This is a genomic window from Pseudarthrobacter defluvii, from assembly GCF_030323865.1.
GTDB classification, from domain to species: Bacteria; Actinomycetota; Actinomycetes; order Actinomycetales; family Micrococcaceae; genus Arthrobacter; species Arthrobacter sedimenti.
On record NZ_CP066362.1, the window covers coordinates 3,769,938 to 3,796,206 of the forward strand.

General features: G+C 66.3%; 23 protein-coding genes. 9 read left to right on the top strand and 14 right to left on the bottom strand.

Going from position 1 to position 26,269, the window contains the following annotated elements; translation table 11 throughout:
- The first annotated feature begins 34 nt into the window (after positions 1 to 34).
- Positions 35 to 628 (top strand): TetR/AcrR family transcriptional regulator, encoded by a 594-nt coding sequence (locus tag JCQ34_RS17590; RefSeq protein WP_286399835.1) that lies wholly within the window; start codon positions 35 to 37, stop codon positions 626 to 628.
- 117 nt (positions 629 to 745) lie between these two features.
- A complete protein-coding gene (locus JCQ34_RS17595) occupies positions 746 to 922 on the top strand; it encodes a CsbD family protein (RefSeq protein WP_214946270.1) in 177 nt (58 codons plus the stop codon).
- A 56-nt stretch (positions 923 to 978) separates the two neighbouring features.
- Here JCQ34_RS17595 and JCQ34_RS17600 read toward each other — a convergent pair whose 3' ends face one another.
- Both JCQ34_RS17600 and JCQ34_RS17605 read right to left on the bottom strand, forming a co-directional pair.
- Entirely contained in the window at positions 979 to 1,386 is a 408-nt protein-coding gene (locus JCQ34_RS17600) for a DUF1003 domain-containing protein (protein WP_286399839.1), read from the bottom strand.
- Positions 1,387 to 1,447: 61 nt separating this feature from the next.
- The gene (locus JCQ34_RS17605) at positions 1,448 to 2,122 is read right to left on the bottom strand and encodes a DUF1345 domain-containing protein (RefSeq protein WP_286399842.1); all 675 of its coding nucleotides are present in this window, start codon (positions 2,120 to 2,122) and stop codon (positions 1,448 to 1,450) included.
- A gap of 163 nt (positions 2,123 to 2,285) precedes the next feature.
- On the opposite strand from JCQ34_RS17605, the gene JCQ34_RS17610 reads away from it, so the two are divergent.
- Complete coding sequence (locus JCQ34_RS17610) at positions 2,286 to 3,257, top strand: helix-turn-helix domain-containing protein (protein WP_286399845.1); 972 nt, start codon at positions 2,286 to 2,288, stop codon at positions 3,255 to 3,257.
- 10 nt (positions 3,258 to 3,267) lie between these two features.
- Here JCQ34_RS17610 and gdhA read toward each other — a convergent pair whose 3' ends face one another.
- On the bottom strand, positions 3,268 to 4,605 hold the full coding sequence (gene gdhA / locus JCQ34_RS17615) for an NADP-specific glutamate dehydrogenase (RefSeq protein ID WP_286399847.1): 1,338 nt from the start codon (positions 4,603 to 4,605) through the stop codon (positions 3,268 to 3,270).
- A gap of 200 nt (positions 4,606 to 4,805) precedes the next feature.
- On the opposite strand from gdhA, the gene JCQ34_RS17620 reads away from it, so the two are divergent.
- Positions 4,806 to 5,459, top strand: a complete 654-nt coding sequence (locus tag JCQ34_RS17620; protein WP_286399849.1) for an AmiS/UreI family transporter — start codon at positions 4,806 to 4,808, stop codon at positions 5,457 to 5,459.
- Here JCQ34_RS17620 and JCQ34_RS17625 read toward each other — a convergent pair.
- The 9 genes from JCQ34_RS17625 to glyA all read right to left on the bottom strand — a co-directional run bounded on the left by JCQ34_RS17625 (position 5,446) and on the right by glyA (position 17,047).
- On the bottom strand, positions 5,446 to 6,927 hold the full coding sequence (locus JCQ34_RS17625; protein WP_286399852.1) for an APC family permease: 1,482 nt from the start codon (positions 6,925 to 6,927) through the stop codon (positions 5,446 to 5,448). The two genes, JCQ34_RS17620 and JCQ34_RS17625, sit on opposite strands and share 14 nt — an antisense overlap.
- Positions 6,928 to 7,148: 221 nt before the next feature.
- Positions 7,149 to 8,000, bottom strand: coding sequence for an ABC transporter ATP-binding protein (locus JCQ34_RS17630; RefSeq protein ID WP_286399855.1), 852 nt, complete (start codon positions 7,998 to 8,000; stop codon positions 7,149 to 7,151).
- Between the two features lie 143 nt (positions 8,001 to 8,143).
- Positions 8,144 to 9,040 (bottom strand): formyltetrahydrofolate deformylase, encoded by an 897-nt coding sequence (gene purU / locus JCQ34_RS17635; RefSeq protein ID WP_286399858.1) that lies wholly within the window; start codon positions 9,038 to 9,040, stop codon positions 8,144 to 8,146.
- A gap of 3 nt (positions 9,041 to 9,043) precedes the next feature.
- Positions 9,044 to 10,459, bottom strand: coding sequence for an L-serine ammonia-lyase (locus JCQ34_RS17640; protein WP_286399861.1), 1,416 nt, complete (start codon positions 10,457 to 10,459; stop codon positions 9,044 to 9,046).
- Entirely contained in the window at positions 10,459 to 11,109 is a 651-nt protein-coding gene (locus tag JCQ34_RS17645; RefSeq protein WP_286399864.1) for a sarcosine oxidase subunit gamma, read from the bottom strand. Before JCQ34_RS17645 ends, JCQ34_RS17640 begins: the two co-directional genes overlap by 1 nt.
- Entirely contained in the window at positions 11,102 to 14,044 is a 2,943-nt protein-coding gene (locus JCQ34_RS17650) for a 2Fe-2S iron-sulfur cluster-binding protein (protein ID WP_286399866.1), read from the bottom strand. Before JCQ34_RS17650 ends, JCQ34_RS17645 begins: the two co-directional genes overlap by 8 nt.
- Positions 14,041 to 14,445, bottom strand: coding sequence for a sarcosine oxidase subunit delta (locus JCQ34_RS17655; RefSeq protein ID WP_286399868.1), 405 nt, complete (start codon positions 14,443 to 14,445; stop codon positions 14,041 to 14,043). The genes JCQ34_RS17650 and JCQ34_RS17655 overlap by 4 nt, the downstream gene beginning before the upstream one ends.
- Positions 14,446 to 14,474: 29 nt before the next feature.
- Entirely contained in the window at positions 14,475 to 15,695 is a 1,221-nt protein-coding gene (locus tag JCQ34_RS17660) for a sarcosine oxidase subunit beta family protein (protein WP_286399871.1), read from the bottom strand.
- A complete protein-coding gene (gene glyA, locus JCQ34_RS17665; RefSeq protein ID WP_286399874.1) occupies positions 15,692 to 17,047 on the bottom strand; it encodes a serine hydroxymethyltransferase in 1,356 nt (451 codons plus the stop codon). The genes JCQ34_RS17660 and glyA overlap by 4 nt, the downstream gene beginning before the upstream one ends.
- 125 nt (positions 17,048 to 17,172) lie before the next feature.
- Between glyA and JCQ34_RS17670 the strand changes: the two genes are divergently transcribed.
- Positions 17,173 to 17,841, top strand: coding sequence for a GntR family transcriptional regulator (locus JCQ34_RS17670; protein WP_286399876.1), 669 nt, complete (start codon positions 17,173 to 17,175; stop codon positions 17,839 to 17,841).
- Positions 17,842 to 17,861: 20 nt separating this feature from the next.
- Here the strand turns inward: JCQ34_RS17670 and JCQ34_RS17675 are convergent, their stop codons facing one another.
- A complete protein-coding gene (locus tag JCQ34_RS17675) occupies positions 17,862 to 18,914 on the bottom strand; it encodes a tartrate dehydrogenase (protein ID WP_286399877.1) in 1,053 nt (350 codons plus the stop codon).
- Between the two features lie 200 nt (positions 18,915 to 19,114).
- On the opposite strand from JCQ34_RS17675, the gene JCQ34_RS17680 reads away from it, so the two are divergent.
- Both JCQ34_RS17680 and JCQ34_RS17685 read left to right on the top strand, forming a co-directional pair.
- Positions 19,115 to 21,028 carry an alpha-amylase family glycosyl hydrolase gene (locus tag JCQ34_RS17680; protein WP_286399879.1) on the top strand — a complete coding sequence of 638 codons (1,914 nt, stop codon included), beginning with the start codon at positions 19,115 to 19,117 and terminating at the stop codon, positions 21,026 to 21,028.
- A 53-nt stretch (positions 21,029 to 21,081) separates the two neighbouring features.
- Positions 21,082 to 21,969, top strand: coding sequence for a prephenate dehydratase (locus JCQ34_RS17685; RefSeq protein ID WP_286399881.1), 888 nt, complete (start codon positions 21,082 to 21,084; stop codon positions 21,967 to 21,969).
- Here JCQ34_RS17685 and JCQ34_RS17690 read toward each other — a convergent pair.
- Positions 21,945 to 23,870: an FAD-binding monooxygenase gene (locus tag JCQ34_RS17690; protein WP_286399883.1), complete on the bottom strand. Its 1,926-nt coding sequence runs from the start codon at positions 23,868 to 23,870 to the stop codon at positions 21,945 to 21,947. The two genes, JCQ34_RS17685 and JCQ34_RS17690, sit on opposite strands and share 25 nt — an antisense overlap.
- Before the next feature lie 228 nt (positions 23,871 to 24,098).
- Between JCQ34_RS17690 and JCQ34_RS17695 the strand changes: the two genes are divergently transcribed.
- Both JCQ34_RS17695 and JCQ34_RS17700 read left to right on the top strand, forming a co-directional pair.
- Positions 24,099 to 25,562: a fumarylacetoacetate hydrolase family protein gene (locus JCQ34_RS17695; RefSeq protein WP_286404637.1), complete on the top strand. Its 1,464-nt coding sequence runs from the start codon at positions 24,099 to 24,101 to the stop codon at positions 25,560 to 25,562.
- On the top strand, positions 25,555 to 26,238 hold the full coding sequence (locus JCQ34_RS17700) for a GntR family transcriptional regulator (protein ID WP_286399884.1): 684 nt from the start codon (positions 25,555 to 25,557) through the stop codon (positions 26,236 to 26,238). Before JCQ34_RS17695 ends, JCQ34_RS17700 begins: the two co-directional genes overlap by 8 nt.
- Positions 26,239 to 26,269 lie beyond the last annotated feature (31 nt).

Consider the following 26,269-nt stretch of genomic DNA (forward strand, 5'->3'; position numbering starts at 1 on the left):
AGGTTGAGCCGAATATTTCCGGGGAGTGGCCGCGGTGCCGAAGATTGTTGACCATGACGAGCGCCGCCTGGAACTCGTGGATGCCACCTGGCGGATCATTGCCCGTCAGGGCCTGGAAAGCGCCACCATGCGGGAGATCGCCACGGAGGCAGGCTTCGCCAACGGTGCCCTGAAGCCGTACTTCCCCACCAAGGACACGCTGCTGGAATTTGCGTTCAGCCACGTGTTCAACCGGACCAATCAGCGCATCGCTCGGGTGACTGCGGGCAAGGCCGGGTTGGACGCGCTGCGGGCTTTCTGCCTCGAAGTCCTCCCCCTTGACGAGGAACGCGTGAACGAGGCGAGGATCGTGGTTCCGTTCTGGCAAAGGGCCATCAATGACCGCCAGAAAGCCGCGATCCACCAGCAGTCCATGGACGAATGGCTGGCCTCCATCCGCCGCTTCCTCGCCGAGGCGAGGGACAGCGGGGACGTGAGCGCCGCCGTCGACGACTCCGTCCTTGCCGGCCAACTGCTCAACATGCTGCTCGGAGCGCAGATCGAGGCAGCCCTGGCATCGGACGGACGGCTGGACTTTGGCCACGCGGAACAACTCGAGGGCTACCTGGCACTTCTGGGATGCTCCTGACCCGTTTCACAAAAAAGTACGACGCCGGATGGGCACCAAAGTCGAAAGCATGCTTAGTATGGAGGGGTCAGGCTCTGGCTTTGGCCAGGGAGAGCACCAACTGTAAGGAGCACCTCCATGGGTTTGGATGACAAGATCGGCAACGCCGCAGAGAAGCTTGGCGGCAAGGGCAAGGAAGCTGCCGGCAGCGCAACGGGTGACGAGAGCCTGAAGGCCGAAGGCAAGACCGACCAGGCCAAATCGGACCTGAAGCAGGCCGGCGAGAACGTCAAGGACGCCTTCAAGAAGGATTAGTCCGCGTCTTACAACAATGGGTGCAGCTCCAGCGGGGGCTGCACCCATTGGCGTTTCTAGGGTTTGTCGCGCAAGTCCCGGAGCTCCTGCAACAACTTCAGCTGTTCGGCGTTGATGTCCATGAGCATTTCGATTTGGGCGGCCGCGCGCACATCTGTCTCATAGTCATGCTGGGCCATGGCAGAGGCGATGGCATCCTGGCGCTTGGCCGCAATGAGCAGGATGGCACCCTGCAGCCCAGCAAGCATTGACAGGAACAGATTCAGCAGGATGTAGGGGTACGGGTCCCATGCATTAGTGGCCAGGACGTAGGAATTCACCGCCGCCCAGAGCACCATGAAGCCCACGAAGATGCCCACGAATGGCCAACTGCCCATGCCGTTCCGGAGCCTGTCCGCGGCCCTGTCGCCCGCACTGAGGCCCTCTTTGTGCTGCCGGTGCCAGTTCACTCTCATCTCAACCATGCGCTCAGGATAAATCCCCGGCCCCAGGCAGGCCGGCTCCTGAGGGCGCAGCTTCTATCGGCTAGTGAATGAGCCCCGAAACCAGGTTGATGGTGGTGGCCAGGACGATGGCGCCCAGGAGGTAGGACAGCAGCGCCTGCCGCAGGACCGTGGAGCGGATGGCATTGGTTTTCAGGTTGGTGTCCGAGACCTGGAAGGTCATGCCGACAGTGAAGGCCAGGTACGCAAAGTCCGAGTAGCGGGGCTGGGATTCCTCGTTGAAATCGACGCCGGTGCCGTCCCGGTAGTAGATGGCGGCATACCGGAGGGTGAACAGCGTGTGCACCAGGAACCATGACAGGGCGATGCTGCCCAGTGCCATGCCGACCGTGGCGTCCTTTGCTCCGCCCTGCTCATTGGAGGCGTCAAGCAGGATCAAGGCCACCCCCGCAAAACTGGCCACCGTGGCAGTGAGCACCAGGGCGTCCGAAAAGACGCGGCCCGGATCCTCCCGCCGGGCATGGGCGGCGGTGGCCGCGGGCCCGAGCCGCCCGATGACGCTCCACACCCAGACCAGGTAGGTGGCCGAGGCCGCTGCCCACCCGAGCGCTGGCGCGTAGGCCCAGGCCCCCGAAGGGCCGACCAACAGCGCCGCAGCGAGGCCAATGACCAGCATGACCAGCACCCGAAGCCGCGAATGGTGCGCCCGGGAGTTGAAGTTCCGGTGATGGTCGCCGGTAACCGTCGTGGACTTCATTGCCCGATCATGGCACGGCAGGCTGAAGCGTGGCTGGAAGAGCACGACTTCTTATTTTCGCCAACCGTTGAAAAACGTTTCGCCGGGCGTTAACCTGAAAGCACTGTGTCGCAGGGCACGCCAACGGGGAACGTCGAGTGGCCATCCGTCGCGAGGAAGATCCATGCCAGCAACCGCAAAAACCGGCGCAACCGCCAGTCCCCCACGCCAGGATCTGACATCCAGCGTGGCCACGTCATTCGATCACTGGAAGCACATGGTGGCCGAGTCCTTTGTGCCGCTCAACGCCCGGACGGCCGACGTCGACGGCTTCCGGGGCCGGATGCGCTCCCGCGTGCTGGACCGGATGTCCGTCGTGGAGGTGACCGCCACCTCGCATGAGGTGCACCGCACGCCGGCGCTGATCGCCCAGGCCCACGAGCGCTATTTCAAGCTGAACCTGCAACTGGAGGGCACCGGCCTGCTGATCCAGGACAACCGCGAAGCGGTCCTGCAACCCGGCGACTTGGCCATTTATGACACCAACAGGCCATACACCCTCGCATTCGAGGAACAGACCCGGATCATGGTGCTGATGTTCCCCTGCGACGCACTGTCCCTGCCCACCGACTATGTGGGACAGCTCGCAGCGGTCCGCATGGGCAGCGGGGGCCTCAGCGGAATAGTTGGCCAGTTCATCCGGGAGCTGTCAGCCAACCTGGACGTCCTGAACGGGCCCAGCGGAGCCCGGCTTGCCACCAACGCCCTGGATCTGGTGTCCACCATGCTGCACGCGGAAATGGACATCATCCCGGACCGGATGAAGCCGCAGGCGCTGCTGGCCGTCTCGGTCCGGGAGTACATCGAAGCGAACCTCTCCGACCCCCTGCTCTCCCCCGCGAGCATTGCCGCGGCGCATTTCATCTCCACCCGGCACCTGCACAACGTCTTCCATGAGTCCGGAACCACGGTGGCCGGCTGGATCCGGACACAGCGGCTCGAAGGGGCCCGGCGCGAACTCCGGGACCCGCTGCACGCGGGCAAACCGGTAGGGGCGGTAGCAGCGCGCTGGGGGTTCCTGGATGCCGCCCATTTCAGCCGCACCTTCCGGGACGCGTTTGGTGTTTCGCCCAGCCAGTGGCGGCGGGACGGCTGAAGCAACCCGCCTAGATCAGCCCCTGCGCCAGCATCGCGTCGGCCACCTTCACGAACCCGCCGATGTTCGCACCCAGCACGTAGTTTCCGGGTTCGCCGTACTCGTCGGCGGTGGCGGCGCAGCGGTCGTGGATGCCCACCATGATCTCCGTGAGCCGTTCCTCCGTGTGTTCGAAGGACCATGAATCGCGGCTGGCGTTCTGCTGCATCTCCAGGGCCGACGTGGCCACGCCGCCGGCATTGGCAGCCTTACCGGGTCCGAACAGCACCCCAGCTTCCTGGAACACCGCCACTGCGTCGCGGGTGGAGGGCATGTTTGCCCCTTCGCCGACCGCCAGCAGTCCGCCGCGCACCAGGCGGGCGGCAGCATCGCCGTCGAGCTCGTTCTGCGTGGCGCACGGCAGCGCCACCGTGGCGTCCACGTCCCAGACTGAGCCGCCGTCCACGTAGGAGACTCCGGCGCGGCGTTCCGCGTAGTCCTTCAGGCGGCCTCGCTCCACTTCCTTCACCTCGCGGAGGAGGTCGACGTCGATCCCCGCCTCGTCCACCACGTAGCCTGACGAGTCGGAGCAGGCCACAACGGTGGCGCCGAGGGTCTGCGCCTTGGCGATCGCATTGATGGCCACGTTGCCGGACCCGGAGACCACCACGCGCTGGCCGTCCAAGGACGTGCCGCGGGTTTTCAACATTTCCTGGGTGAAGATGACGGTTCCGAAGCCGGTTGCCTCCGGGCGGACCAGGGAGCCGCCCCAGGAGATGCCCTTGCCGGTAAGGACACCGGACTCGTAGCGGTTGGTGATGCGCTTGTACTGGCCGAAGAGGTAGCCGATTTCACGGCCGCCCACGCCGATGTCGCCTGCCGGCACGTCCGTGTACTCGCCGATGTGGCGGTAGAGCTCGGTCATGAAGGACTGGCAGAACCGCATGACTTCGGCATCGCTGCGGCCGCGGGGATCGAAGTCGGAGCCGCCTTTGCCGCCGCCGATGGGCATGCCGGTGAGGGCGTTCTTGAAGATCTGCTCGAAGCCGAGGAACTTGACGATGCCCAGGTATACCGACGGATGGAAGCGCAGGCCGCCCTTATAGGGGCCCAGCGCCGAGTTGAACTCCACCCGGAAGCCGCGGTTGATCTGGACACGGCCGGAGTCGTCGGTCCAGGGAACGCGGAAGATGATCTGCCGTTCGGGCTCGCAGAGGCGCTCCAGGATGGCAGCCTCAAGGAATTCGGGGTGCCTGTCATGGACCGGACCAAGGCTTTCGAACACCTCTACCACCGCCTGGTGGAACTCCGCTTCGCCGGGGTTCCGCGCGAGGACAGTGTCCTTGATGGATTCGAGCCGTGCGTCCATGAACAGTTCCTAACTTTGCCGACATGAAAGACGGCACAGGAAAGCACCGTCGCTTCGAAGGTTCACGTTTCAACCTATCCGATTACGACCGGGCACCAGTAGGCCGATCCCCCCAGCTCCACTAACCTCCGTAATGTGACAGCAAAATTCCATTATTCGATAACCGCCAAGCCTCGCCCTAGCACCGGAAGGAGGCACTGATGCCCTACATTTGCCTTCTCCTCTCCGGCGCCGCGCTGCTGGTCAACGGGCTGGCGGCGCTCGGGCAGCTCCCCCGCCGCGACGGAGCCGCGTTCAGCCTGGTGCTCGGCGGTACCCAACTGGTGCTCGGCGTCGTGCATCTTTCCGGCGCCGGCACCGGCACCGAAGCCCTCATGACGGCGGCCGGCATGTTCCTGTTCGGACTGACCTACGTCTATGCCGGGTTGGACGTCCTGCTGGGGCTGGGTTCGAAGGGACTGGGCTGGTTCTGCGGCATGGTGGCTTTCGTGGGGCTGCTGCTGGCGGGAACCTGGCTGGGCACCGACCCGCTGCTCGCCGTGCTCTGGGTGTGCTGGTCGGTGCTGTGGGGTCTGCTGTTCGCCTCCTCAGCCCTGGGCGCGGTACGGCTGGAACCGTTCGCTGGCTGGGCGCTGGTCCTGGCAAGCCAGGTGACGGCCACGGTTCCGGCATTCCTGGGCCTGGCCGGGGCCTGGCCGCGGAGTTCCTGGGCTGCAGGGGTGGCCGCCTTGCTCGTGGCCGCGGTCTTCCTGGCAGCACGCGCATTGGCCCGGCGCGGACGTGGTGGTCCGCGCCGGGCCGGTGCAGGCGCTTCGGAACAGGCGGTGGGGCAGGAACGCCTTACGGCCGGCTGAGCACCGGACGGGCGGCGGTGGCGTGGCTCCGCCGCTCGATCACGGATTCCACCAGCACCCCGGCCAGGAAGACCACCGGTACGACGGCCAGCAGGGCGGTGGCGGTTTCAGCGCTGCCACCGATCAGGGCGGTGAAGTTGCTGACCACCAGGAACAGGACCCACCCGAGCAGCACCGTTGCCAGCACCGGGGCGATCCTGGTTTGCCAGAGCTGGGCGCCGGCACGTTCGCGGCGGAAGAAGCTGACCACGGCGACCGAGCACAGCATGTAGAGGACCAGCAGCGCAGCCACGGCCAGGCCGCTGAACCAGGAGAAGAGGGTCAGGACCGGGTCCAGGGCAAGGATGGCGAACGGAAGCACCAGCACGACGGCGGCAGCGGACTGGATCCAGGCAGCGACGGCGGGTGCGCGGTGCCGGTTGGTCCGGGCCAGGACGGCGGGCATGGAGCCCTGCAGGGCCAGGGAGTGCAGGTAGCGGTTGATGCCGTTGTGGAACGCGATGATGCCCGCCAGCAGCGACGTGACCAGCAGGATGCCCGCCACGACGCCCGCCCACGGGCCGAACAGCTCCACCAGGGGGCCGATCACGAACGAGGTGGCGTCCCCTGATTCGAGGGCGGCACCTGCAGCACCCATCACCTGGGACGGGCCGTAGTAGCTAACCAGCATCCACGAAATGAAGGCGAAGAAGATTGAGATGACGCCGACGGACAGGTAGGTTGCCCGGGCCACTGTGCGGTGCGGATCCTTGGCTTCCGCCGAGTAGATGGCGGTGGACTCGAAGCCGAACATGGACGCCACGGCGAACATGATGGCCACGCCGGGCGCACCGGCGCCGATCGCTTCGGGCGAGAAGGACGCGGCCACGCTGATGCCTTCGGGGCCGCCGCCACTGAACAGGACGGTGAAGCCGAACAGCAGCAGGATTGCCACCTCGAGCCCCACCAGCAGGGCCAGGACGCGGGCGCCGAGTTCAATGTTCAGGGAACCGAGCACCTGGACCCCGGCCATGGTGGCCAGGGCCAGCAGCCACCACGGAACCTGAAGTCCAATGGAGGCCAGCAGTCCCGAAAAGGCGGAACCGTAAAGCCCGTACATGGCGGCTTGGACGGTGTTGTAGGCAAGGAGGGCCAGCCAGGCGGCGCCGGCACCCGTCTTCCTGCCGAACGCAGCAGTGACGTAGGCGTAGAACGCGCCGTTGGCCTGGATCTTGCGGCTCATGGCCACGAAGCCCACTGCGAAGATCACGATGACGATGCCCACGATCAGGTAGGCGCCGGGTGCGCCGGCACCGTTGCCAAGCGCGGCGGCAAGCGGCGAGGCACCCACGATCCCCGTCAGGGGCGCCTGTGCCGACAGGACGAAGAAGAGGATACCCAGGACGCCGATGCTGCCGGCGCGGAGGGCAGTTGAGCGCTCCTTGACCGGAGCGTCAGTGGTCCGGGGCTCGGAATTCGAAATACTCATTTGATCCTTCTTAACGGTCATGAGTTGGGGAAAATTGCTATGGAATCCAGACTGGCAGCGCGGCGCGGCAGCCCGTTGTCCGCCAGCGCCCAGTTGTTGTATGTCAGCGCAGTGCCTGCTCCCGGCGGAAGCGGTAAGGCATTGCTGCACACGAAAAAGACCCCTGCCGTAAGCTGGGTGGCTTCGCGGCAGGGGTCTTTCGGTTTACGAGTCGGTGGTTCTCAGGGAACAGCGACTTCTTCCGCATGCCGCCGGTGGCTTCCGTGCCTGCTGCTGCGGCCCGTGCGGGCGGTCCAGCGCTCGTGCCGGTACTCGACGTCGATGGGGTGCCCGAAGGCGGCAGTGATGTTTTCGCTCGTGATGACCTCGGCAGCGCGCCCGGCGGCCACGGCCTGCCCGGCTGTGATCAGCAGCGCGTGGCTGGTGGTGGCAGGCAGTTCCTCGAGATGGTGGGTGACCAGGACGGACGCCATGCGCGGGTGGGTGTAAGCGAGGTCGTCGATGGTCTCCAGCAGTTGCTCCCGGGCAGCGATATCCAGACCGGTGCAGGGTTCATCGAGCAGCAGCAACTCCGGGGAGGAGATGAGCGCCCGGGCGATCAGCGCACGCCCACGCTCGCCCTGGGAGAGGGTGGGCCAGCGCAGTCCGGCTTTGGGTGCCAGGCCGAACTGTTCCACCAGGGCGTCAGCCTTGGCCAGCTCGGCATGGGTGGGCTCCCATCGCGGCGACAGTTCGTTACTGCCGGTCAGCCCGGTCAGTACAACCTGGCGGATGGTGAGAGGTGCAAGGATCTGGTGGCGCGGGTTTACATGGCCGATGGACCGGCGAAGCGCCTTCATTTCCACCCGGCCCAGGCGTTCGCCCAGGACAGAGACCGTGCCGGAGCTGGGGTGGTTGACAGCCCCGCACAGCGCCATGAGGGTGCTCTTCCCGGCTCCGTTCGCACCCAGCAATGCCCAGTGTTCTCGGGCTTTGACCGAGAGCGAGATCCCGCTGATGATTTCCCTGCCATCCCGGCGGAACGAAACGTCGTCCAGTTCCAGTACCTGGTCGCCCATCGGCCGGTCATTCATCCTGGGATCTCCTCAAAGGGGTTGGTGTTTCCCCAACTCTCCCGCCCCGTCCCGCGGCAATGCAAAATGGGCCGGTAATACAGCAACGCGGCCGGCTGTCCCTTGGGACAGCCGGCCGCGCTTTCGTGTGGAGGCTTGTTCCGCTACCGCAGCACCACGGTGCGGTTGCCCTGCAGGATGACCCGGCCTTCGCAGTGCCACTTCACGGCGTTGGACAGGGCCTTGCATTCGGTGTCGCGGCCGGCGGCCACCAGGTCCTCCGGCCCGTAGGTGTGGTCCACGTCCACCACCTGCTGGGAGATGATGGGTCCCTCATCCAGCTCGGCGTTGACGTAGTGAGCGGTCGCACCGACCGTCTTGACGCCGCGGGCGTAGGCCTGGTGGTACGGCTTGGCACCCTTGAAGCTGGGCAGGAACGAGTGGTGGATGTTGATGGCCCGCCCGTCCAGCTTCCGGGTCAGGTCATCGCTGAGCACCTGCATGTAACGGGCCAGCACCACCAGTTCCACGTCCAGTCCGTCCACCAGCGCCATCAGTGCCGCTTCCGCGGCGGGCTTGGTGTCGGCCGTAACCGGGATGTGGTGGAACGGGATGCCGTGCCACTCCACCAGGGCCTCGTGGTCCCGGTGGTTGGACACCACCGCAACGATCTCCACGGGCAGTTCGCCGATCCGGGACCGGAACAGCAGGTCGTTGAGGCAGTGCCCGAACTTGGACACCATGATCAGGACCTTACGCTTGGAGCCCTGGCGTTCCAGCTGCCAGCGCATGCCGAACTTTTCCGCCACCGGGGCGAACGAGGTCCGCAGCTCCTCCAGCGTGGAATCGTCGCCTTCGGAGACGAAGTGCACGCGCATGAAGAAGTGGCCTTCGGAGCGCTCACCGAACTGCTTGTTGTCGATGATGTCGCAGCCGTGTTCCAGCAGGAACCCGGACACTGCGTGCACAATGCCGGGGCCTTCCGGGCAGTCCAGGGTCAGGACGTGTTCCACGGTGGCGGGCGCCTTTGATGCGGGGAGATGGGTTTCAGTAACAGTCATGGCTCAGCACTCGATCACATTCACGGCGAGGCCTCCTCGGGAGGTTTCCTTGTACTTGGTTTTCATGTCGGCTCCGGTGTCGCGCATGGTCTTGATCGCCTTGTCCAGCGAGACCTTGTGACTGCCGTCTCCGTGCAGGGCCAGCCGGGCCGCGTTGATCGCTTTCACGCTGGCGATCGCATTCCGCTCGATGCACGGGATCTGCACCAGGCCGCCCACGGGATCGCAGGTAAGGCCCAGGTTGTGCTCGATCCCCACCTCGGCGGCGTTCTCCACCTGTGCCGGCGTTCCGCCGAGCACTTCGCAGAGACCGGCCGCAGCCATCGAGCAGGCGGAGCCCACCTCGCCCTGGCAGCCCACTTCGGCGCCCGAGATGGAGGCGTTCAGTTTGAACAGGATTCCGACGGCGGCCGCCGCCAGCAGGAAGCGGACCACACCGTCGTCGTTAGCCCCTGGAACAAACTTCACGTAGTAGTGCAGGACGGCCGGGACGATGCCAGCGGCTCCGTTGGTGGGGGCGGTGACGATCCGGCCGCCGGCGGCGTTCTCCTCATTCACGGCCAGGGCGAAGAGGTTTACCCATTCCATGGCGAGCAGCGGATCCGCCGGTGCCTGGACGGGCGACGGCGACGCTGCCGCGGCTTCGGCGGTGGCGGCCGAAGCCGTCAGGGTGCGGAACAGGGCCGGCGCCCGCCGGGTGACGTTCAGTCCTCCCGGCAGGATGCCTTCGGCGTTGCAGCCGTTCTCCACGCATTCGCGCATGACGGCCCACAGCCCCAGCAGTTGTTCGCGGAGTTCCGCTTCGCTGCGCCAGGTCAGTTCGTTGGCCAGCATGACCTCGGAGATGGATATACCTTCACGGCTGCAGATCTGCAGGAGTTCATCCGCCGTGGAGAACGGGTACGGCAGCACGGTGTCGTCAGGCACCACCTTGTCCGCACCCTCGGCGTCGCCGTCCACCACGAAGCCGCCGCCGATCGAGTAGAAGCTCCGCTCGCTCAGGACTGCTCCGGTGTGGTCCAGGGCCCGGAAGGTCATGCCGTTGGGGTGGGCGGGAAGAGACTTGCGGCGGTGGAGCACCACGTCCTCTTCCCAGTTGAAGTCCACCCGGTGGCTGCCTGCAACGTGCAGTTCAGCGTTCAGGGCCGCGGCCGCCACCTGGTCGTCGGCAGTGAAAGTGTCCACGGTCTCCGGTTCCAGGCCCTGCAGTCCCAGGACCACGGCCTTGTCCGAGCCGTGGCCGCGCCCCGTGGCGCCCAGGGAACCGAAAAGTTCCGACTGGACGCGCACGGTGGAGGCCAGCTGCCCGTCGCCCTTCAGCCCGTCCGCGAACAGCTTGGCCGCCCGCATCGGGCCCACCGTGTGTGACGACGAGGGCCCGATGCCGACGGAAAAGAGGTCAAGGACGCTGAGCGCCATCAGGGGACCTCTGGCGAGGCGTACTCCCGCATGGCGTCCAGCAGCCACCGGCCCAGGAACTCGGCGAAGGAAGCGCGCGGGAAGATCCGGAAGGACTCCTCACCGGTCTTCCACAGGATGGCGGGGATGTTCGCGATTTCGGTGGAGAAGGCGGTGCCGGCTTTGAAGACCCGCGGGTGCAGGTCCAGCGAGTTGCCCTTTTCCAGGACGGCGCGGGCCCGGGGGCCCGTCAGTTCGAACGTGGTCCGGTTGGCGGACAGGTCCACCACCTGGCCCGCGTCGCTGCCCAGCGCTTCCCGGAGGGCGGGGATCAGGTCCCCGCCGAGGGATTCGTGCGCCTCGGTGGGTGCCACCACCAGGAATTCGGAGGGGCCAAGCCACAGCACGGACACGTCGCCGTTGCCGGCCACCGCGCCGGAGCCGGAGGGGAGGCCGCCGGTGACGCCGGCCAGGCGCTCCGCCGCGGCGGATCCGGCCGGTGCGCGGAGGCCCACCATGGTCAGGAAGGGCACCTCGGAGATTTCAACGGTGCCGGCCAGGGAGCCTGCTGCGAACTCGTCCGCCAGCTGGCGGGCCGGGCTGACGCGGGCGGCGAGGTTCTTCTCGGCATTGGTCTTTGCGGAGGTCGGGGATGCTGCTGTCTCAGCCATCTTTACGGGTCCCTTCAGAGTCAAAAAGCACTGTTTCTGCCACAACCACGTCCACCAGCTGGTCGCCGGCGGCTGCCACCAGCGTTTCGCCGATGCGGTTGCGTCCGTTCTTGATCAGGGCCAGGCCGAACGAGCGGCCCAGCGCTGCGCTGTGGTAGCTGGAGGTGACGAACCCTTCCATCGGCACGGGGCCGTAGGCGGGGTTGGTGGAGCGTCCCTTTTCCACGAGCTGGGTGCCTTCCGGCAGGCGCAGCGAGCCGTCCACGGGAAGGACGCTGACCAGGTGCTTGCGGTCCTGACGCTGGGCGTCCGACCGGGTGTAGGAGCGCTTGCCGATGAAGTCCTTGGCCTTGGAAACGATCCATTCCATGCCGGCGTCCTGCGGGGTGACGGTACCGTCGGTGTCCTGCCCGACAATCGGGTAGCCCTTCTCGGCGCGCAGCACGTGCATGGTTTCGGTGCCGTACGGGGTGATGTTGAACTCGGCACCGGCGGCGGCCACTGCCTCCCAGGTGTTCAGCCCGTACCAGGCCGGAACGTTGATCTCGTAGGCGAGTTCACCGGAGAAGGAGATCCGGCAGACCCGGGCGCGGACGCCGGAGGCGAGGGTGGTTTCGCGGAAGGTCATGAACGGGAAGTTCTCCGCGTCCAGTCCGCCGTTGGCGGCGAGTTCCGGGGCCACCTTGGCTATCACTTCGCGGGACTTGGGCCCGACGACGGCAATGGTGTTCCACTGTTCGGTCACCGAGGTGCACTGCACGTCCAGCTCGGGCCATTCGGTCTGCAGCCATTCCTCCAGGTGGTCCAGCACCTTCGCGGCACCGCCGGTGGTGGTGGTCATGAAGAAGGTGTCCTCATCCAAGCGGAGGGTCACGCCGTCGTCGAAGATCATGCCGTCAGCCAGGCACATGACGCCGTAGCGTGCCGAGCCCGGGGCGAGCTTCTTGAACGCGTTGGTGTAAACGCGGTTCAGGAACTCGCCCGCGTCCTTGCCGCGGATTTCGATCTTGCCGAGGGTGGTGGCATCCATGAAGCCCACGGAGTCGCGGACGGCGGCGCATTCACGCAGCACTGCAGCGTCCATGTCCTCCCCGCCCTGCGGGTAGTACCAGGGGCGCTTCCACTGTCCGACGTCCTCGAAGAGTGCGCCCTTGGCAACGTGCCACGGCTGGATCGAGGTGATGCGGGCGGGGTCGAACAGTTCCCCGCGCTGGCGTCCTGCCAGTGCGGCAAAGGCCACCGGGGTGAACGGGGCGCGGTAGGTGGTGGTGCCGATGTCGCCGATTCCGCGGGAGGCTTCGCCGGCGGTGCGCAAGGCCGCGGCGATGACGCCGATGGCGTTGACGCCAGAGGTCTTGCCCTGGTCGTTGGCGGTGCTGATGGAGGTGTACCGCTTGATGTGTTCCACGGAGCGCATGCCGGCACCCGTGGAACGGAGGACGTCCGCCACGGACTGGTCACGCTGGAAGTCCACGAAGTGGTGGTGCCAGTCATCAGGGGTTCCGCTCTCACCCGGCACCAGCCACAGCTGGCGGGTGGGGGCGGAGGCCTTCGGGTCGCCGAACGCGGACGGTTCGACGGCGGACTCGAAGCCCGCGGCGATGGCCGCCTTCGCGCCGGCGGAGATGCCTTCGGCGACGCAGTCTTCGGTGGCGAAGGAGCCGCGGCCGGCACCAATGGTCTGCTGGGCGGGAACCTCGGTGCTGGGCACGAAGGCTGCCAGCTCCTCATCCCAGCGCAGCTTGCCCTGGCGCTGGGAGTGCAGGTGGACCAGCGGGCTCCAGCCGCCGGACACAGCCAGCAGGTCTGCTGCGATCTGTTCGACGCCGGAAGTGAGCTCGCCGTCGTTGTTGATGCTGCGGACAGTCACGCCGTCCAGGCGGCCCGCGGAGTCAGCCGAGGTGTTGGCCACCGCGCTGCCGATCAGCACGCGGATTCCGGATTCGACGGCGGCGGTTGCCACGGCGGTCAGCTTGGGGCGGGCGTCCACGACGGCAGCCACCTTCACGCCGGCGGCGGTGAGGTCGGCGGCAACGGCGTAGGCGCTGTCGTTTGTGGTGCTGATGACCACGCGCTTGCCGGCAGCTACTGCGTAGCGGTTCAGGTAGGTGCGGACGGCCGAGGCGAGCATGATGCCCGGGCGGTCGTTGTTCTCGAACACCAGCGGGCGCTCGTGGGCACCCGGTGCCAGAACAACCTGGCTGGCACGGATGTGCCAGATCCGCTGGCGGGAGACGCCGGGGGCTGCGGGGCTGGTGAGGTGGTCGGTGCGGTTCTGGACGGCGATGACGTAGTTGGCGTCGTAGGCGCCGAACGCCGTGGTGCGGTTCAGGACCGTGGACTCGGCGCCGGAGACCAGTTCGGCTTCGACGTCGGCCACCCATTCCAGGGCGGGCTTGCCTTCGATGGTTTCGGCCAGCCCTTCGGCGGTGGAACCGGAGAGCAGGGAACCGCCCAGTTCGGGCTGGTCGTCCAGGAGCATGACGCGGGCGCCGGTGCGGACGGCTTCGCGGGCCGCGGCGAGGCCGGCGGGGCCGCCGCCGACCACCAGGACGTCCGTGTGGACGTACTTCTTGTCGTATTCGGCGCGGTCATCAGCGGGATCGAGCTTGCCCAGGCCGTTCAGCTGGAGGGCCTGGAGCCCGTCCACCAAGGAAACGGTGGTGGCAGGGAGCATGGACTCGGCCACGTGGCCGGGGAAGCGGGCTTCCACGCGGACCAGCGCGTTGGCTTCTTCAACACCGGCGGACATGATGCCGCGGGGGCGGTCCTCGTACAGGGAGTTGCCGGCCGCGATGCGGCCGTTGGCCAGCAGCGCGGAAGCCAGGGTGTCGCCGGGGTGGCCGGTGAACTCCTCGCCGTCCACGGTGAAGCGCCAGGAGATGGTGCGGTCGATGCGGCCGCCGGTAGCCAGGCGGGCGTTCTGCGAAGTCACTTGGTCGCTCCTTCCGGGGCGGTGGTGCTGAGGATGCTCGTGGTGGAGGTGCTGGGTGCGGCAGTTCCCGTGGTGGTGCTCTCGGGGCCGGTGCTGGCAGTCCCGGTTTCGGGTGCGCCGTCCGGGGAGCGGTCAGGCCGCTTCGATCCCATCGGGTAGACAGCCTTGATGTCGTAGCTCACGGTGTCGCGGAGCATGTTGAACCACTGGCGGCAGCCGGTGCTGTGGACCCAGCGTTCAGCGAAGATGCCTTTGGGGTTCTCCCGGTAGAAGAGGTAGCGGGACCACTCCGTGTCGGTCAGCTCGTTGGGGTTCTCGGGGTAGGCGACGTGGGCCTGTCCCCCGTAGTGGAATTCGGTTTCGTCCCGCGGGCCGCAGTTGGGGCATGGGATCAGCAGCATGTGCGTTAGTCCTTTTCTGGTGGCGGCGGCTAGTGGGCCACGGCGGCAGCGCCGTGTTCGTCGATGAGGGCGCCGGTTTCGAAGCGTTCCAGCGAGAACGGCGCATTCAGCTTGTGCGGAGCGCCGGTGGCGATGGTGTGCGCGAAGGTCAGGCCGGCGGCGGGGGTGCCCTTGAAGCCGCCGGTTCCCCAGCCGCAGTTCACGAACATGTTCTCCACCGGGGTGGTGCCGACGATCGGCGAGGCGTCCAGGGTGGTGTCCACGATGCCGCCCCAGGTCCGGAGCACGTGAGCCCGGGCGAAGATCGGGAAGAGCTCGACGGCGGCGGCCATCTGCTGCTCAATGACGTGGAAGGAGCCGCGCTGGCCGTAGCCGTTGTAGGAGTCCACGCCGGCACCCATGACCAGTTCACCCTTGTGCGCCTGGGAAACGTAGACGTGCACGTGGTTGGACATGACCACCGTGGGGTGGACGGGCTCGTGCAGTTCGGACACCAAGGCCTGCAGGGGGTGGGACTGGATGGGCAGCTGGAATCCGGCCATCTCGGCCAGGACCGAGCTGTGGCCGGCGGCGCAGAGGCCCACCTTTTCGGTGTTGATGGTGCCGCGGTTTGTCTTGACGCCCACCACGCGGTCGCCGTCCTTGAGGAAGCCGGTCACCTCGCAGTTCTGGATGATGTCAACGCCCAGCTCGTCGCACTTGCGGGCGAAGGCCCAGGCAACATGGTCGTGCTTGGCGATACCGGCGCGGGGCTGGTAGGTGGCACCCATGACGGGGTAGCGGATGTTGTCGCTGATGTTCAGGATGGGGCAGAGTTCCTTGACCTGCTGCGGGTCCAGCCATTCGGCGTCCACACCGTTGAGCTTGTTGGCTCCCACGCGGCGCATGCTTTCGCGCACATCGCCCAGGGTGTGGGCCAGGTTCATCACGCCGCGCTGGCTGAAGAGGAAGTCGTACTCGAGCTCTTCCGGCAGGATCTCCCACAGCTTGAGGGCCTGCTCGTAGATGGCCGCGCTTTCGTCCCAGAGGTAGTTGGAACGGATGATGGTGGTGTTGCGGGCCATGTTGCCGCCGGCCAGCCAGCCCTTTTCCAGGACGGCGATGTTGGTCATGCCGTGGTTCTTGGCCAGGAAGTAGGCGGTGGCCAGGCCGTGTCCGCCGCCGCCGACAACCACGGCGTCGTAGGAGGACTTGGGTTCCGGGTTCCGCCAGAGGAAGTCCGGGTGCTCAGGAAGGTGCGGGGCGCTCACTGTGCGGCTCCAATCAGGTCTGCCTCGGCGTCGGCCAGGGTGGCGTCGGCGGTGAGGTGCGGGTAGAGGGGGAACTTTTCGGCCAGGGTGGTCACGCGTGCGCGGAGTTCGACGGCGGTGTCCCCGGGCAGGGTGCCCGTGCTGTTTGTGCCAGAAGCGGCAGCCGCGATCAGTGCCGTGGCGATGATGTCTGCAACCTCGGTGAATTCGGCGGCGCCGAAGCCGCGGGCGGCCAGGGCGGGGGTGCCGATCCGGAGGCCGGAGGAGACCATCGGGGGGCGGGGGTCGAACGGGACGGCGTTGCGGTTGACGGTGATGCCGATGCGGTGGAGGGCGTCCTCACCCTGCTGGCCATCGAGTTCGGAGTTGCGGAGGTCCACCAGGACCAGGTGGACGTCGGTACCGCCGTTGACCACCGAAATGCCTGCGGCTGCGACGTCTCCCTGGAGGAGGCGGTCGGCCAGCAGCTTGGCGCCTTCCAGAACGCGCTCCTGCCGCTCCTTGAACTCGGGGGCTGCTGCGAGCTTGAAGGCCACGGCCTTGGCGGCGACAACGTGCTCCAGCGGGCCACCCTGCTGGCCCGGGAAGACAGCGGAGTTGATCTTCTTGGCGTACTCTTCCTTGGCCAGGATAACGCCGCCGCGGGGGCCGCCCAGGGTCTTGTGGGTGGTGGTGGTAACCACGTCCGCGTACGGGACGGGGTTGGGGTGCAGCCCGGCGGCGACCAGGCCGGCGAAGTGCGCCATGTCCACCATCAGGTAGGCGCCTACGAGGTCTGCGATGCGGCGGAACTCGGCGAAGTCCAGCTGGCGGGAGTAGGCGGACCAGCCGGCCACGATCAGCTTGGGCTTGTGTTCGAGGGCAAGGGCTTCCACCTCGGCCATGTCGATCCGGAGGTCCTCTTCGCGGACGTGGTACGGGACCACGTTGTAGAGCTTGCCGGAGAAGTTGATCTTCATGCCGTGGGTCAGGTGGCCGCCGTGGGCCAGGGAGAGGCCCAGGATGGTGTCGCCCGGGTTCAGCAGGGCGAACATGGCGGCGGCGTTGGCCTGCGCGCCGGAGTGCGGCTGGACGTTGGCGAATTCGGCGCCAAACAGGGCCTTCACGCGGTCGATGGCCAGCTGCTCGATGACGTCCACGTGCTCGCAGCCGCCGTAGTAGCGCTTGCCCGGGTAGCCCTCGGCGTACTTGTTGGTGAGGACCGAGCCCTGGGCCTCCATGACGGAGGATGGAGCGAAGTTCTCCGACGCGATCATTTCCAGGGTGGACTGCTGGCGGTGCAGTTCACGTGCCACAGCGGCGGCGACGTCGGCGTCAACTGTGGCGAGCGAGGCGTTCAGTACGTCCTGCATTGTTCTCCTTCAAAGCCCTTCGGAGTTACTGACCTATAACTGATCTGTAACTGATATATTAGAACTGTCGTAATAGTATGTTCCAGATCACTTGGACGTCAATAGCACTCCTGGGAAGGCTCGGAATGAGCGTCACATTAGAGAACCACCTCGCCGGGGAGGGCGACCTCTCGCTCTCCGAACAGGCCTACCGGCACCTCCGCGACCGGCTCATCATGCTGGACATCCGGCCGGGCGAGGCCATCAACGACGGCAAGCTCGCCGCCGAACTCGGGATTGGCCGGACGCCGGTCCGGGAAGCACTCAAGCGCCTGGAAAGCGACCACCTTGTAGTCTCCTACCCGCGCCGCGGAACGTTCGCCACCATCGTCGACATCACCGAGCTCGCCGACGTCTCCGAACTGCGCGAATCCCTGGAACCCCTGGCCGCGCGCCGGGCAGCCAAGCTGGCAACGCCGGCACTTCGGGCGGAAATCCGGGAGACCGCGGAAGCGATCTCCCGGATGGGCGACGACTATGACCCCTACGACCTCATGCGGTACGACATCAAAGTCCACCGCCTGATCTACCGGGCGGCGGCCAACGCGCACCTCGAGGACGTCCTGATCCGCTACGACAACCTCGCCACACGGATCTGGTGCATGGTGCTGGAAAAGGTGCCCTCCGTCGCATCCCACATCGCCGAGCACGTTGGACTGCTGGAAGCAGTGGCCGACGGCGATGCGGACCGGGCCGGCAAGCTCGCCCTGGAGCACGTCACCAGTTTCGAACAGGCCATCCGCAACGTGCTTTAGTGGTGGTGCTTCAGGCGCAGTTACCGCAACCGGCTGCGTACTTCCTTGGCGAACTCCAGCGTGGTGGCTGAACCGCCAAGATCCGGCGTCGCAATCCCTTCCGCGAGCGTGGACTCGAAAGCGGAGCTCAGGGATCGCGCCGCGGCCTCCTCCCCCAGGTGGTCCAGCATCATGGCCGCGGCCCACAGGGCCCCCACGGGATTCGCGATGCCCTTGCCGGCGATATCCGGGGCAGAACCGTGGACCGGCTCGAACATTGAAGGGTATCGGCGTTCAGGGTTCAGGTTGGCGCTGGGAGCGATGCCGATGGAGCCGGCAACTCCGGCCACCAGGTCGGACAGGATGTCGCCGAACAGGTTCGACGCCACAATCGTGCGGACGCTGGTGGGCTTCATGACCAGTCGTGCCGCGAGCGCATCGATCAGCACCTTGTCCACGGTGACGCCCGGGAACTCTGCCACCGTCCGGGCCACCACTTCGTCCCAGAACGGCATGGTGTGGATGATGCCATTGGATTTGGTGGCTGAGACCAGCGTGCCGCCGCGTCCGGCAGCGACCTCCGCAGCGTAGCGAGCCGCCCTTCTAACGCCTGCCTTGGTGAACACGCTCTCCTGGACGGCGAATTCGGCATCCGTCCCCGCGCCGAAGCGGCCGCCGATCTGAGAGTATTCGCCCTCAACGTTCTCCCGCACCACCACGATGTCCAGGTCCTCGATCCCTGGCATCGCCCCCTTCACGCCGGGCAGCAGCTTCATGGGGCGAAGGTTGATGTACTGGTCGAACTCGCGGCGGATGGGAATCAGCAGTCCCCACAGGGTCACGTCATCCGGGACGTCGGGCGTTCCCACGGCTCCCAAATAAATGCCGTCGCCGCTGCTCAGTTGCTCGATGCCGTCAACCGGCATCATCCGGCCCGTCTTGACGTACAGGTCGCTGTTCCAGTCGCGGACCCGCCACGAAACAGAGAAACCGTGCAGCCCGGCTACCGCGTCCACGCACTCCATGGCCACGTCGGTGACATCAACGCCGATGCCGTCACCGGGAATGGAATCGATGGTGTAGGTGCGCGTCATGTTTTTCCTGTCTTTTCCGGCGTTCGTGGGTCTGGGTAAAGCTTAGGCCCGGGGCGGGCATCCCCTGCCTCCGGCCCGCCCGGGATCCAATGAACGTAACTGTCCCGCCGCCGTCGAACGCCTTCCGCTTGTGACGTGGAATACTTCCCTACAGGTGCGCGGCCAGGGAGGCCGGTGGAAGTGCGGAAAGGCCGGTCAACATGCAGGAAACGGTGAACGAGGACCAGGAAGCGCGCCGGCATGTGCTGTCCGCCGTATCCCGCGAACGGGGCCTTGGGCTGCACCCGGACCCGGACTTCGACCGGCGCCTTGAGGAGCACTTCCCCACGCTCCGCAGCCTGTTCCACTCCCTGTACGGCGACCGCAACGACTGGCTGGACCAGCTCACTGACCTGGTCCTCCAGTGCGCCCGGTCGTGGCAGGAGCGTTCCGCCGAGCTGAAGGCCACCGATGCAGAGCGGGAAGGCAACCCGGACTGGTTCCAGTCCAACCGGATGCTGGGCGGCGTCTGCTACGTGGACCGCTACGCCGAAAGCCTCGAAGGGGTGCGGGCCCGGATCCCGTACTTCAAGGAGCTGGGCCTGACCTACCTGCATCTCATGCCCCTGTTCCTGGCACCCGAACCGCACTCGGACGGCGGCTACGCGGTGTCCAGCTACCGCGAGGTCAACCCCAAACTGGGCACCATGGAGCAGCTGCGCTCCCTGGCCGCGGAGCTCAAGGACAACGGCATCAGCCTGGTGGTGGACTTCATCTTCAACCACACCTCGGACGAGCACGATTGGGCGCGGAAGGCAGCGGCAGGCGATCCGGAGTACAGCGACTACTACTGGATTTTCCCGGACCGGACCATGCCGGATGCTTTTGAGGCAAACGTCCGCGAAATCTTCCCGGAAAACCACCCGGGCTCCTTCATCCAAATGGACGACGGCCGGTGGGTGTGGGCAACCTTCCACACGTACCAGTGGGACCTGAACTACTCCAACCCTGAGGTCTTCCGGGCCATGGCGGCCGAGATGCTGTTCCTGGCCAACCAGGGCGTGGACATCCTGCGCATGGACGCCGTGGCCTTCATCTGGAAACAGCTGGGCACGCCCTGCGAAAACCTTCCGCAGGCGCACACGCTGCTGCGCGCCTTCAACGCCGTGTGCAGGCTGGCGGCGCCGTCGCTGTTGTTCAAGTCCGAGGCGATCGTGCACCCGGACGAGGTGGCTCTCTACATCGACCCCAAGGAGTGCCAGCTCTCCTACAACCCGCTGCAGATGGCCCTGATCTGGGAGTCGCTGGCCACACGGGACGGCTCACTCCTGGCCCAGGCACTGGAACGCCGGCACAACATCCCGGACGGCACGGCGTGGGTGAACTACGTCCGCAGCCACGACGACATCGGCTGGACCTTCGCGGACGAGGACGCCGCCGAGCTGGGCATCAACGGCTTCGACCACAGGCGCTTCCTGAACTCCTTCTACGTCAACCGGTTCCCCGGCAGCTTCGCCCGCGGCGTCCCCTTCCAGGACAACCCCAAGACAGGCGACTGCCGGATTTCGGGCACGACGGCGTCCCTGTGCGGCATGGAGGTTGCCCCGGCTGAGGCGGTGGAGCGGATCCTCCTGGCCCACTCGGTGCCGTTCAGCACCGGCGGCATCCCCCTGCTGTACCTGGGTGATGAGGTGGGGCAGGTCAACGACTACGGTTACGCATCCGAACCCGGCCACGGCGAGGACAGCCGATGGGTGCACCGCCCGCACTTCCCCACGGAGCAATACGCCCGCCGATTGGACCCGGCCACGCCGGAAGGTGCCGTCTACGCGGGCCTGAAGCGGATGATCGAAGTCCGGAGCGCCACCCCGGAGCTCGCCGGGACCACGCTTATCGATTTCGCCACGAACAACCGGTCGGTCCTGGCGTACCAGCGGCCGGGTGGGGAAGAGGGCGGCAGCAACGTCCTGGCCCTCGCCAACTTCAGCGACTCAGCCCAGACGCTCCCGGCGGAAACCTTCGGCGGGTACTCCCCTGCCGCCGTCGACCTTCTCTCCGAGGCAGCCCTGCAGCTGGACGACGGCGTGACGCTCCTTCCCCGGCAATACCTCTGGCTGCGCGTCACCCCCGCGTAGCATCACGGGGCCTGTTTTCGTATCGGACGCCGGCGCGTGAAACCATACGGATCATGGCCTCCAAGATTGCGTACCAGGGTGAGCCCGGCGCCAACTCCAAGATTGCGTACCAGGGTGAGCCCGGCGCCAACTCCAATATCGCGTGTCAGCAGATGTTCCCGGACATGGAAAGCGTCCCGTGCGCCAGCTTCGAGGACGCCTTTGAGCTGGTGACCAGCGGCGAGGCGGAGCTGGCCATGATCCCCATCGAGAACTCGATCGCCGGCCGGGTGGCGGACATCCACATCCTGCTGCCGCAGTCCAACCTGCAGATTGTGGGCGAGTACTTCCTGCCCATCCACTTCGACCTGCTGGGCATCCCGGGCAGCACCATTGACGGCGCCACCGAGGTGCACAGCCACATCCACGCGCTGGGCCAGTGCCGGAAGCTGATCCGCGAACACGGGCTCAAGCCGGTCATCGCGGGTGACACCGCCGGGTCCGCCCGCGAGGTGGCCGAGTGGAACGATCCCCGCAAGCTCTCCCTCGCTCCCCCGCTGGCCGCACAGATCTACGGCCTCGATGTCCTGGCGTCCCGCGTTGAGGACGACCCCTCCAACACCACCCGCTTTGTGGTCCTGGCCCGGGAAACGGCACTGCCGGCCCGGGATGAACTTCCCGGCCCGGCAGTGACGAGCTTCCTGTTCCGCGTCCGCAACGTTCCCTCCGCCCTTTACAAGGCGCTGGGCGGCTTCGCCACTAACGGGGTCAACATGACCCGCCTGGAAAGCTACATGGTGGGCAACGAGTTTGCCGCCACCATGTTCATGGCGGACGTCGAAGGCCACCCCGAGGACCTGCCGCTGAAGCTGGCCCTCGAGGAACTGGACTTCTTCACCACCGAGGTGCGGATCCTCGGCGTGTACCCGGCAGCGGACTACCGGGCGGCCGCCACCGCCTGACGCGGCTGCGCGCCCGGTTCCCCGCTCTTGAGCAGGGGGCCGAAGAACGCCCCCAGCTCAGCAGTTGCCGTCAGCGGCAGGACGTTGGCCACGTACTGGTCCGGGCGGACCACCACTACGGCGCCGTTGCGGTCGATGCCGCGCAGGTCAAAGATGTCGGCCTTGGGATCTGTGGCGTACACCTTTTCGTAGTCGGTCAGCTTGAACGGGCCCACCTGTGGCTTGAAGACGGCGGGCGCGGCGTTGATGTCGACGGCGGTGTGCGGCTGCTGGTAGATGACCTTAAGGTCGAACCAGGCGTCCAGGTCCGCGCCGGCGGGGGTGGCGGCCAGCGGGGACTCGGGCGAGTTTGCAAACCAGTCGGCAAGCTTGTCCGTGGCGGAGTTGGTGCCGGGCAAGGCGGGATCGGCGAAGACGTAGATCCGCCAGCGCCCGTCGGCGGTGGCGTGGTGGCCCAGGTGGATGGGGTTGGTGTCGCCCACCCGCATCACGGGTGCGGACTTGAAGCGCTTGCCCACGGGGAACCCGGCAGCCAGGTCCTGGTGGTCGCTGCTGCCAACGATCAGCGACGGCGTGTACTGGGTCATGAAGCCGGCCGGGAATTCCGCCGTCTGCACGTAGAAGTCCTCGAGGTCGGAGGGGTGCTCGAACTCCTCCGGCTTCTTGGCCATCATGGTGGACCATTCCTTGTCGAAGTCGATCAGGTTCTTGGCCACCACCTGGCGCTCCTCGGAGTAGGTGCTCAGCAGGCTCTCGGGGCTGCGGCCTTCCAGGACGTGGCCCAGTTTCCAGGCAATGTTGAAGCCGTCCTGCATGGACACGTTCATGCCCTGGCCGGCCTTGGCGCTGTGCGTATGGCAGGCGTCGCCGGTGATGAACACGCGCGGGGTGCGCGTGCCGCGCTCCGCCGGCAGGACGTCGTCGAACCTGTCCGTGAGGCGGTGCCCCACTTCGTAGACGCTGTGCCACGCGACGTTCCGTACGTCCAGGGTGTAGGGGTGCAGGATCTCGTTGGCCTTGGCGATGATCTCCTCGATGGAGGTGTCCCGCACCGAGTGCTGGCTGTTGGGATCAACTTCGCCCAGGTCCACGTACATACGGAACAGGTGGCCGCCCTCGCGTGGAATGTGCAGGATGCTGCCCTTTTCGCCCTGGATGGCGCACTTGGTGCGGATGTCCGGGAAGTTGGTGACGGCGAGCACGTCCATGACGCCCCAGGCGTGGTTGGCCTGGTCGCCGGCCAGGGTGCAGCCGATTGCCTGGCGGACCTTGCTGCGGGCACCATCGGAACCCACCACATACTTGGCGCGGACAATCCGGTCCCGGCCTTCGTTGGGTCCGGCAGTGTGGCGGAGCGTGACGGTCACCGGGTAGTCGCCGCTGTCCGCCACCTCCAGGCCCTGGAACTCGTAGCCGTAATCGGGCTTGAGGCGGGTGGGTGAGTTTGCGGCGAATTCGGCGAAGTAGTCCAGGACGCGGGCCTGGTTGACGATCAGGTGCGGGAACTCGCTGATGCCCATCTCGTCGTCGACGGCGCGGGCGGTCCGGATGATGTTGGCATGGTTGGCCGGGTCCGGCTTCCAGAACGCCATTTCGGTGATGCGGTACGCCTCGGCGATGATCCGCTCCGCGAAACCGAAGGCCTGGAACGTCTCCACGCTGCGCGCCTGGATGCCGTCGGCCTGGCCGATGGCAAGCCTGCCGGGACGGCGTTCGACGATGCGCGTGGTCACGTTGGGGAACATGGACAGCTGCGCGGCGGCGAGCATCCCAGCCGGACCGGAGCCGACGATGAGGACGTCCACTTCCTCCGGGAGCTCCTCGGGGCGGTTAAGTCCGACGCCGGCGGCCGGTTGGACGCGGGGGTCTCCGGATACGTATCCGTGGTGGTGGAACTGCACGGGCTTTCCTCACTTCGTTGTGGCTTGTTCTCAGCAGAGCGTGTTCTATATCTGAACAGACGATTCGATAATCGAAAACTAACTTGATTTCCACTGTACGCCGCATGTGACGAGGGCGACAAGTGGCAACAATCAGGCCTGAAATCTCCCGGGATTTAGGGGTTGACGGATCCCGCGAAAGCGGTAATAGTGATCGTATACGATTTCGTACCTGATGAGGAGAAGGCTTTGGAGCAGGTCAACGGCGACACCCTGGCAGCAGCACGCAAGGTGATCGCGGTGCACATCAACTACCCCAGCCGGGCGGCGCAGCGTGGCCGTGCCCCGGCGCAGCCCTCCTACTTCCTCAAGCCTTCCAGCTCCCTGGCCGTGAGCGGAAGCCCTGTTGAGCGGCCGGCCGGCTGTGAACTGCTCGGCTATGAGGGCGAGATTGCCCTGGTGATCGGCAAGGCCGCCCGCCGCGTTTCGATCGAGGACGCCTGGAGCCACGTCGCCGCCGTCACCGCCAGCAATGACCTCGGCGTCTACGACCTGCGCTACGCGGACAAGGGTTCCAACCTCCGGTCCAAGGGTGGGGACGGGTTCACCCCGGTGGGCCCGGCACTGATTCCGGCAGACGCCGTCGACCCTTCAAAGCTGCGCATCCGCACCTGGCATAACGGCGAGCCGGTCCAGGACGACACCACGGAAGACCTGCTCTTCCCGTTCGCCCGCCTTGTGGCGGACCTGTCCCAGCTGCTCACCCTCGAAGAGGGGGACATCATCCTTACCGGCACCCCAGCCGGCGCCTCCGTCGCAAAGCCCGGAGACATCCTGGAGGTGGAGGTGGACACTTTTGATGGTGCGCTGTCCACCGGCCGCCTGGTCACCACTGTTGAGGAAGGCACGACGCCGTTCGCTGACTTTGGTGCCCGGCCCAAGGTTGATGACCTGCAGCGGGAGGAGGCCTACGGGTCCCGCGAAGCCGCAGGACTTGCCACAGTTTCTCCTGCCCTCTCCCCCGAGCTGAAGGCCAAGCTTGAGTCGGTGGCCACCGCAACATTGTCCTCGCAGCTGCGCAAACGCGGCCTTAACAACGTGAGTATCGACGGGCTGCAGGCCACCCGACCGGACCGGCGCGTGGTGGGCCTGGCCCGCACGCTGCGCTACGTCCCCAACCGCGAGGACCTGTTCAAGACCCACGGCGGTGGCTTCAACGCGCAAAAGAAGGCCATCGACTCCGTCAACGAAGGCGAAATCCTGGTCATGGAGGCCCGTGGGGAAAAGGGCACCGGCACGGTAGGGGACATCCTGGCCCTGCGCGCCCAGGTCCGCGGCGCAGCCGCCATCATCACCGACGGCGGCGTCCGCGACTATTCAGCCGTGGCGGACCTGGAGATGCCCACCTACTTCGCCAACCCGCACCCAGCCGTCCTGGGCCGCCGCCACATCCCCTGGGACACGGACATCACCATCGCCTGCGGCGGCGCCACCGTGCAGCCCGGCGACATCATCGTGGCCGACTCGGACGGCATCCTGGTGATCCCGCCGGCCGTCGCCGAGGAACTGGTGGACGACTGCATCCAGCAGGAGAAGGAAGAGGCCTTCATCTTCGAGATGGTCAAGCAGGGCAACAGCGTGGACGGCCTCTACCCGATGAACGCCGAATGGCAGAACAGGTACAAGCAGTGGGCAGGGAACACCAATGACTGACACAACATTGACCGGGGTGCCGGTTTCCAACGCCGCGGTCGGCAGCAAGGCGGAGCAGGCCTATCAGGCCGTCAAGGCCCGGATCGTGGAAGGCACGTACACCCCCGGCTACCGGCTGGTCCTGGGTTCGATCGCCAAGGACCTGGGGTTCAGCGTGGTCCCGGTCCGGGAAGCCATCCGGCGGCTCGAGGCCGAGGGCCTGGTGACCTTCGAACGGAATGTCGGCGCCACGGTGGCGGGGATCGACCCCACCGAGTATCTGTACACGATGCAGACACTCAGCATCGTCGAGGGTGCCGCCACCGCAATGTCCGCTCCGCTGATCGACTCCGGCGCTGTAGCCCGGGCCCGCGCCGTGAACCAGGAGATGCGCGAATGCCTTGAGCACTTCGATCCCGTCCGGTTCACCCAGCTCAACCAGGACTTCCACAGCGTCCTGTTCGAGCACTGCCCCAACCCGCACATCCTGGACCTCGTCCACCGCGGCTGGAATCGGCTCGCAGCCATCCGTTCCTCAACCTTCCGCTTCGTCCCCGGCCGCGCCCGCGACTCCGTGGACGAACACGAGAACCTGCTGAAGCTCATCGAAACCGGAGCTGACGCAGACGCCATCGAAAAAGCAGCCCGCCTCCACCGGACCGCCACTCTCGACGCCTACCTCGCCCAAACCACCTAGCCGCTCTGCCCGGCAGAACGCACACACCACC

What these genes read in the sequence shown, in the direction of transcription:
- JCQ34_RS17625 (WP_286399852.1), bottom strand. Translation starts at nt 6,927, where the DNA reads ATGAGTATTTCGAATTCCGAGCCCCGGACCACTGACGCTCCGGTCAAG.
- JCQ34_RS17600 (WP_286399839.1), bottom strand. Translation starts at nt 1,386, where the DNA reads ATGGTTGAGATGAGAGTGAACTGGCACCGGCAGCACAAAGAGGGCCTC.
- JCQ34_RS17655 (WP_286399868.1), bottom strand. Translation starts at nt 14,445, where the DNA reads ATGCTGCTGATCCCATGCCCCAACTGCGGCCCGCGGGACGAAACCGAA.
- JCQ34_RS17675 (WP_286399877.1), bottom strand. Translation starts at nt 18,914, where the DNA reads ATGACGCGCACCTACACCATCGATTCCATTCCCGGTGACGGCATCGGC.
- glyA (WP_286399874.1), bottom strand. Translation starts at nt 17,047, where the DNA reads ATGCAGGACGTACTGAACGCCTCGCTCGCCACAGTTGACGCCGACGTC.
- purU (WP_286399858.1), bottom strand. Translation starts at nt 9,040, where the DNA reads ATGACTGTTACTGAAACCCATCTCCCCGCATCAAAGGCGCCCGCCACC.
- JCQ34_RS17700 (WP_286399884.1), top strand. Translation starts at nt 25,555, where the DNA reads ATGACTGACACAACATTGACCGGGGTGCCGGTTTCCAACGCCGCGGTC.
- JCQ34_RS17670 (WP_286399876.1), top strand. Translation starts at nt 17,173, where the DNA reads ATGAGCGTCACATTAGAGAACCACCTCGCCGGGGAGGGCGACCTCTCG.
- JCQ34_RS17630 (WP_286399855.1), bottom strand. Translation starts at nt 8,000, where the DNA reads ATGAATGACCGGCCGATGGGCGACCAGGTACTGGAACTGGACGACGTT.
- JCQ34_RS17595 (WP_214946270.1), top strand. Translation starts at nt 746, where the DNA reads ATGGGTTTGGATGACAAGATCGGCAACGCCGCAGAGAAGCTTGGCGGC.
- gdhA (WP_286399847.1), bottom strand. Translation starts at nt 4,605, where the DNA reads ATGGACGCACGGCTCGAATCCATCAAGGACACTGTCCTCGCGCGGAAC.
- JCQ34_RS17680 (WP_286399879.1), top strand. Translation starts at nt 19,115, where the DNA reads ATGCAGGAAACGGTGAACGAGGACCAGGAAGCGCGCCGGCATGTGCTG.
- JCQ34_RS17640 (WP_286399861.1), bottom strand. Translation starts at nt 10,459, where the DNA reads ATGGCGCTCAGCGTCCTTGACCTCTTTTCCGTCGGCATCGGGCCCTCG.
- JCQ34_RS17605 (WP_286399842.1), bottom strand. Translation starts at nt 2,122, where the DNA reads ATGAAGTCCACGACGGTTACCGGCGACCATCACCGGAACTTCAACTCC.
- JCQ34_RS17645 (WP_286399864.1), bottom strand. Translation starts at nt 11,109, where the DNA reads ATGGCTGAGACAGCAGCATCCCCGACCTCCGCAAAGACCAATGCCGAG.
- JCQ34_RS17620 (WP_286399849.1), top strand. Translation starts at nt 4,806, where the DNA reads ATGCCCTACATTTGCCTTCTCCTCTCCGGCGCCGCGCTGCTGGTCAAC.
- JCQ34_RS17610 (WP_286399845.1), top strand. Translation starts at nt 2,286, where the DNA reads ATGCCAGCAACCGCAAAAACCGGCGCAACCGCCAGTCCCCCACGCCAG.
- JCQ34_RS17685 (WP_286399881.1), top strand. Translation starts at nt 21,082, where the DNA reads ATGGCCTCCAAGATTGCGTACCAGGGTGAGCCCGGCGCCAACTCCAAG.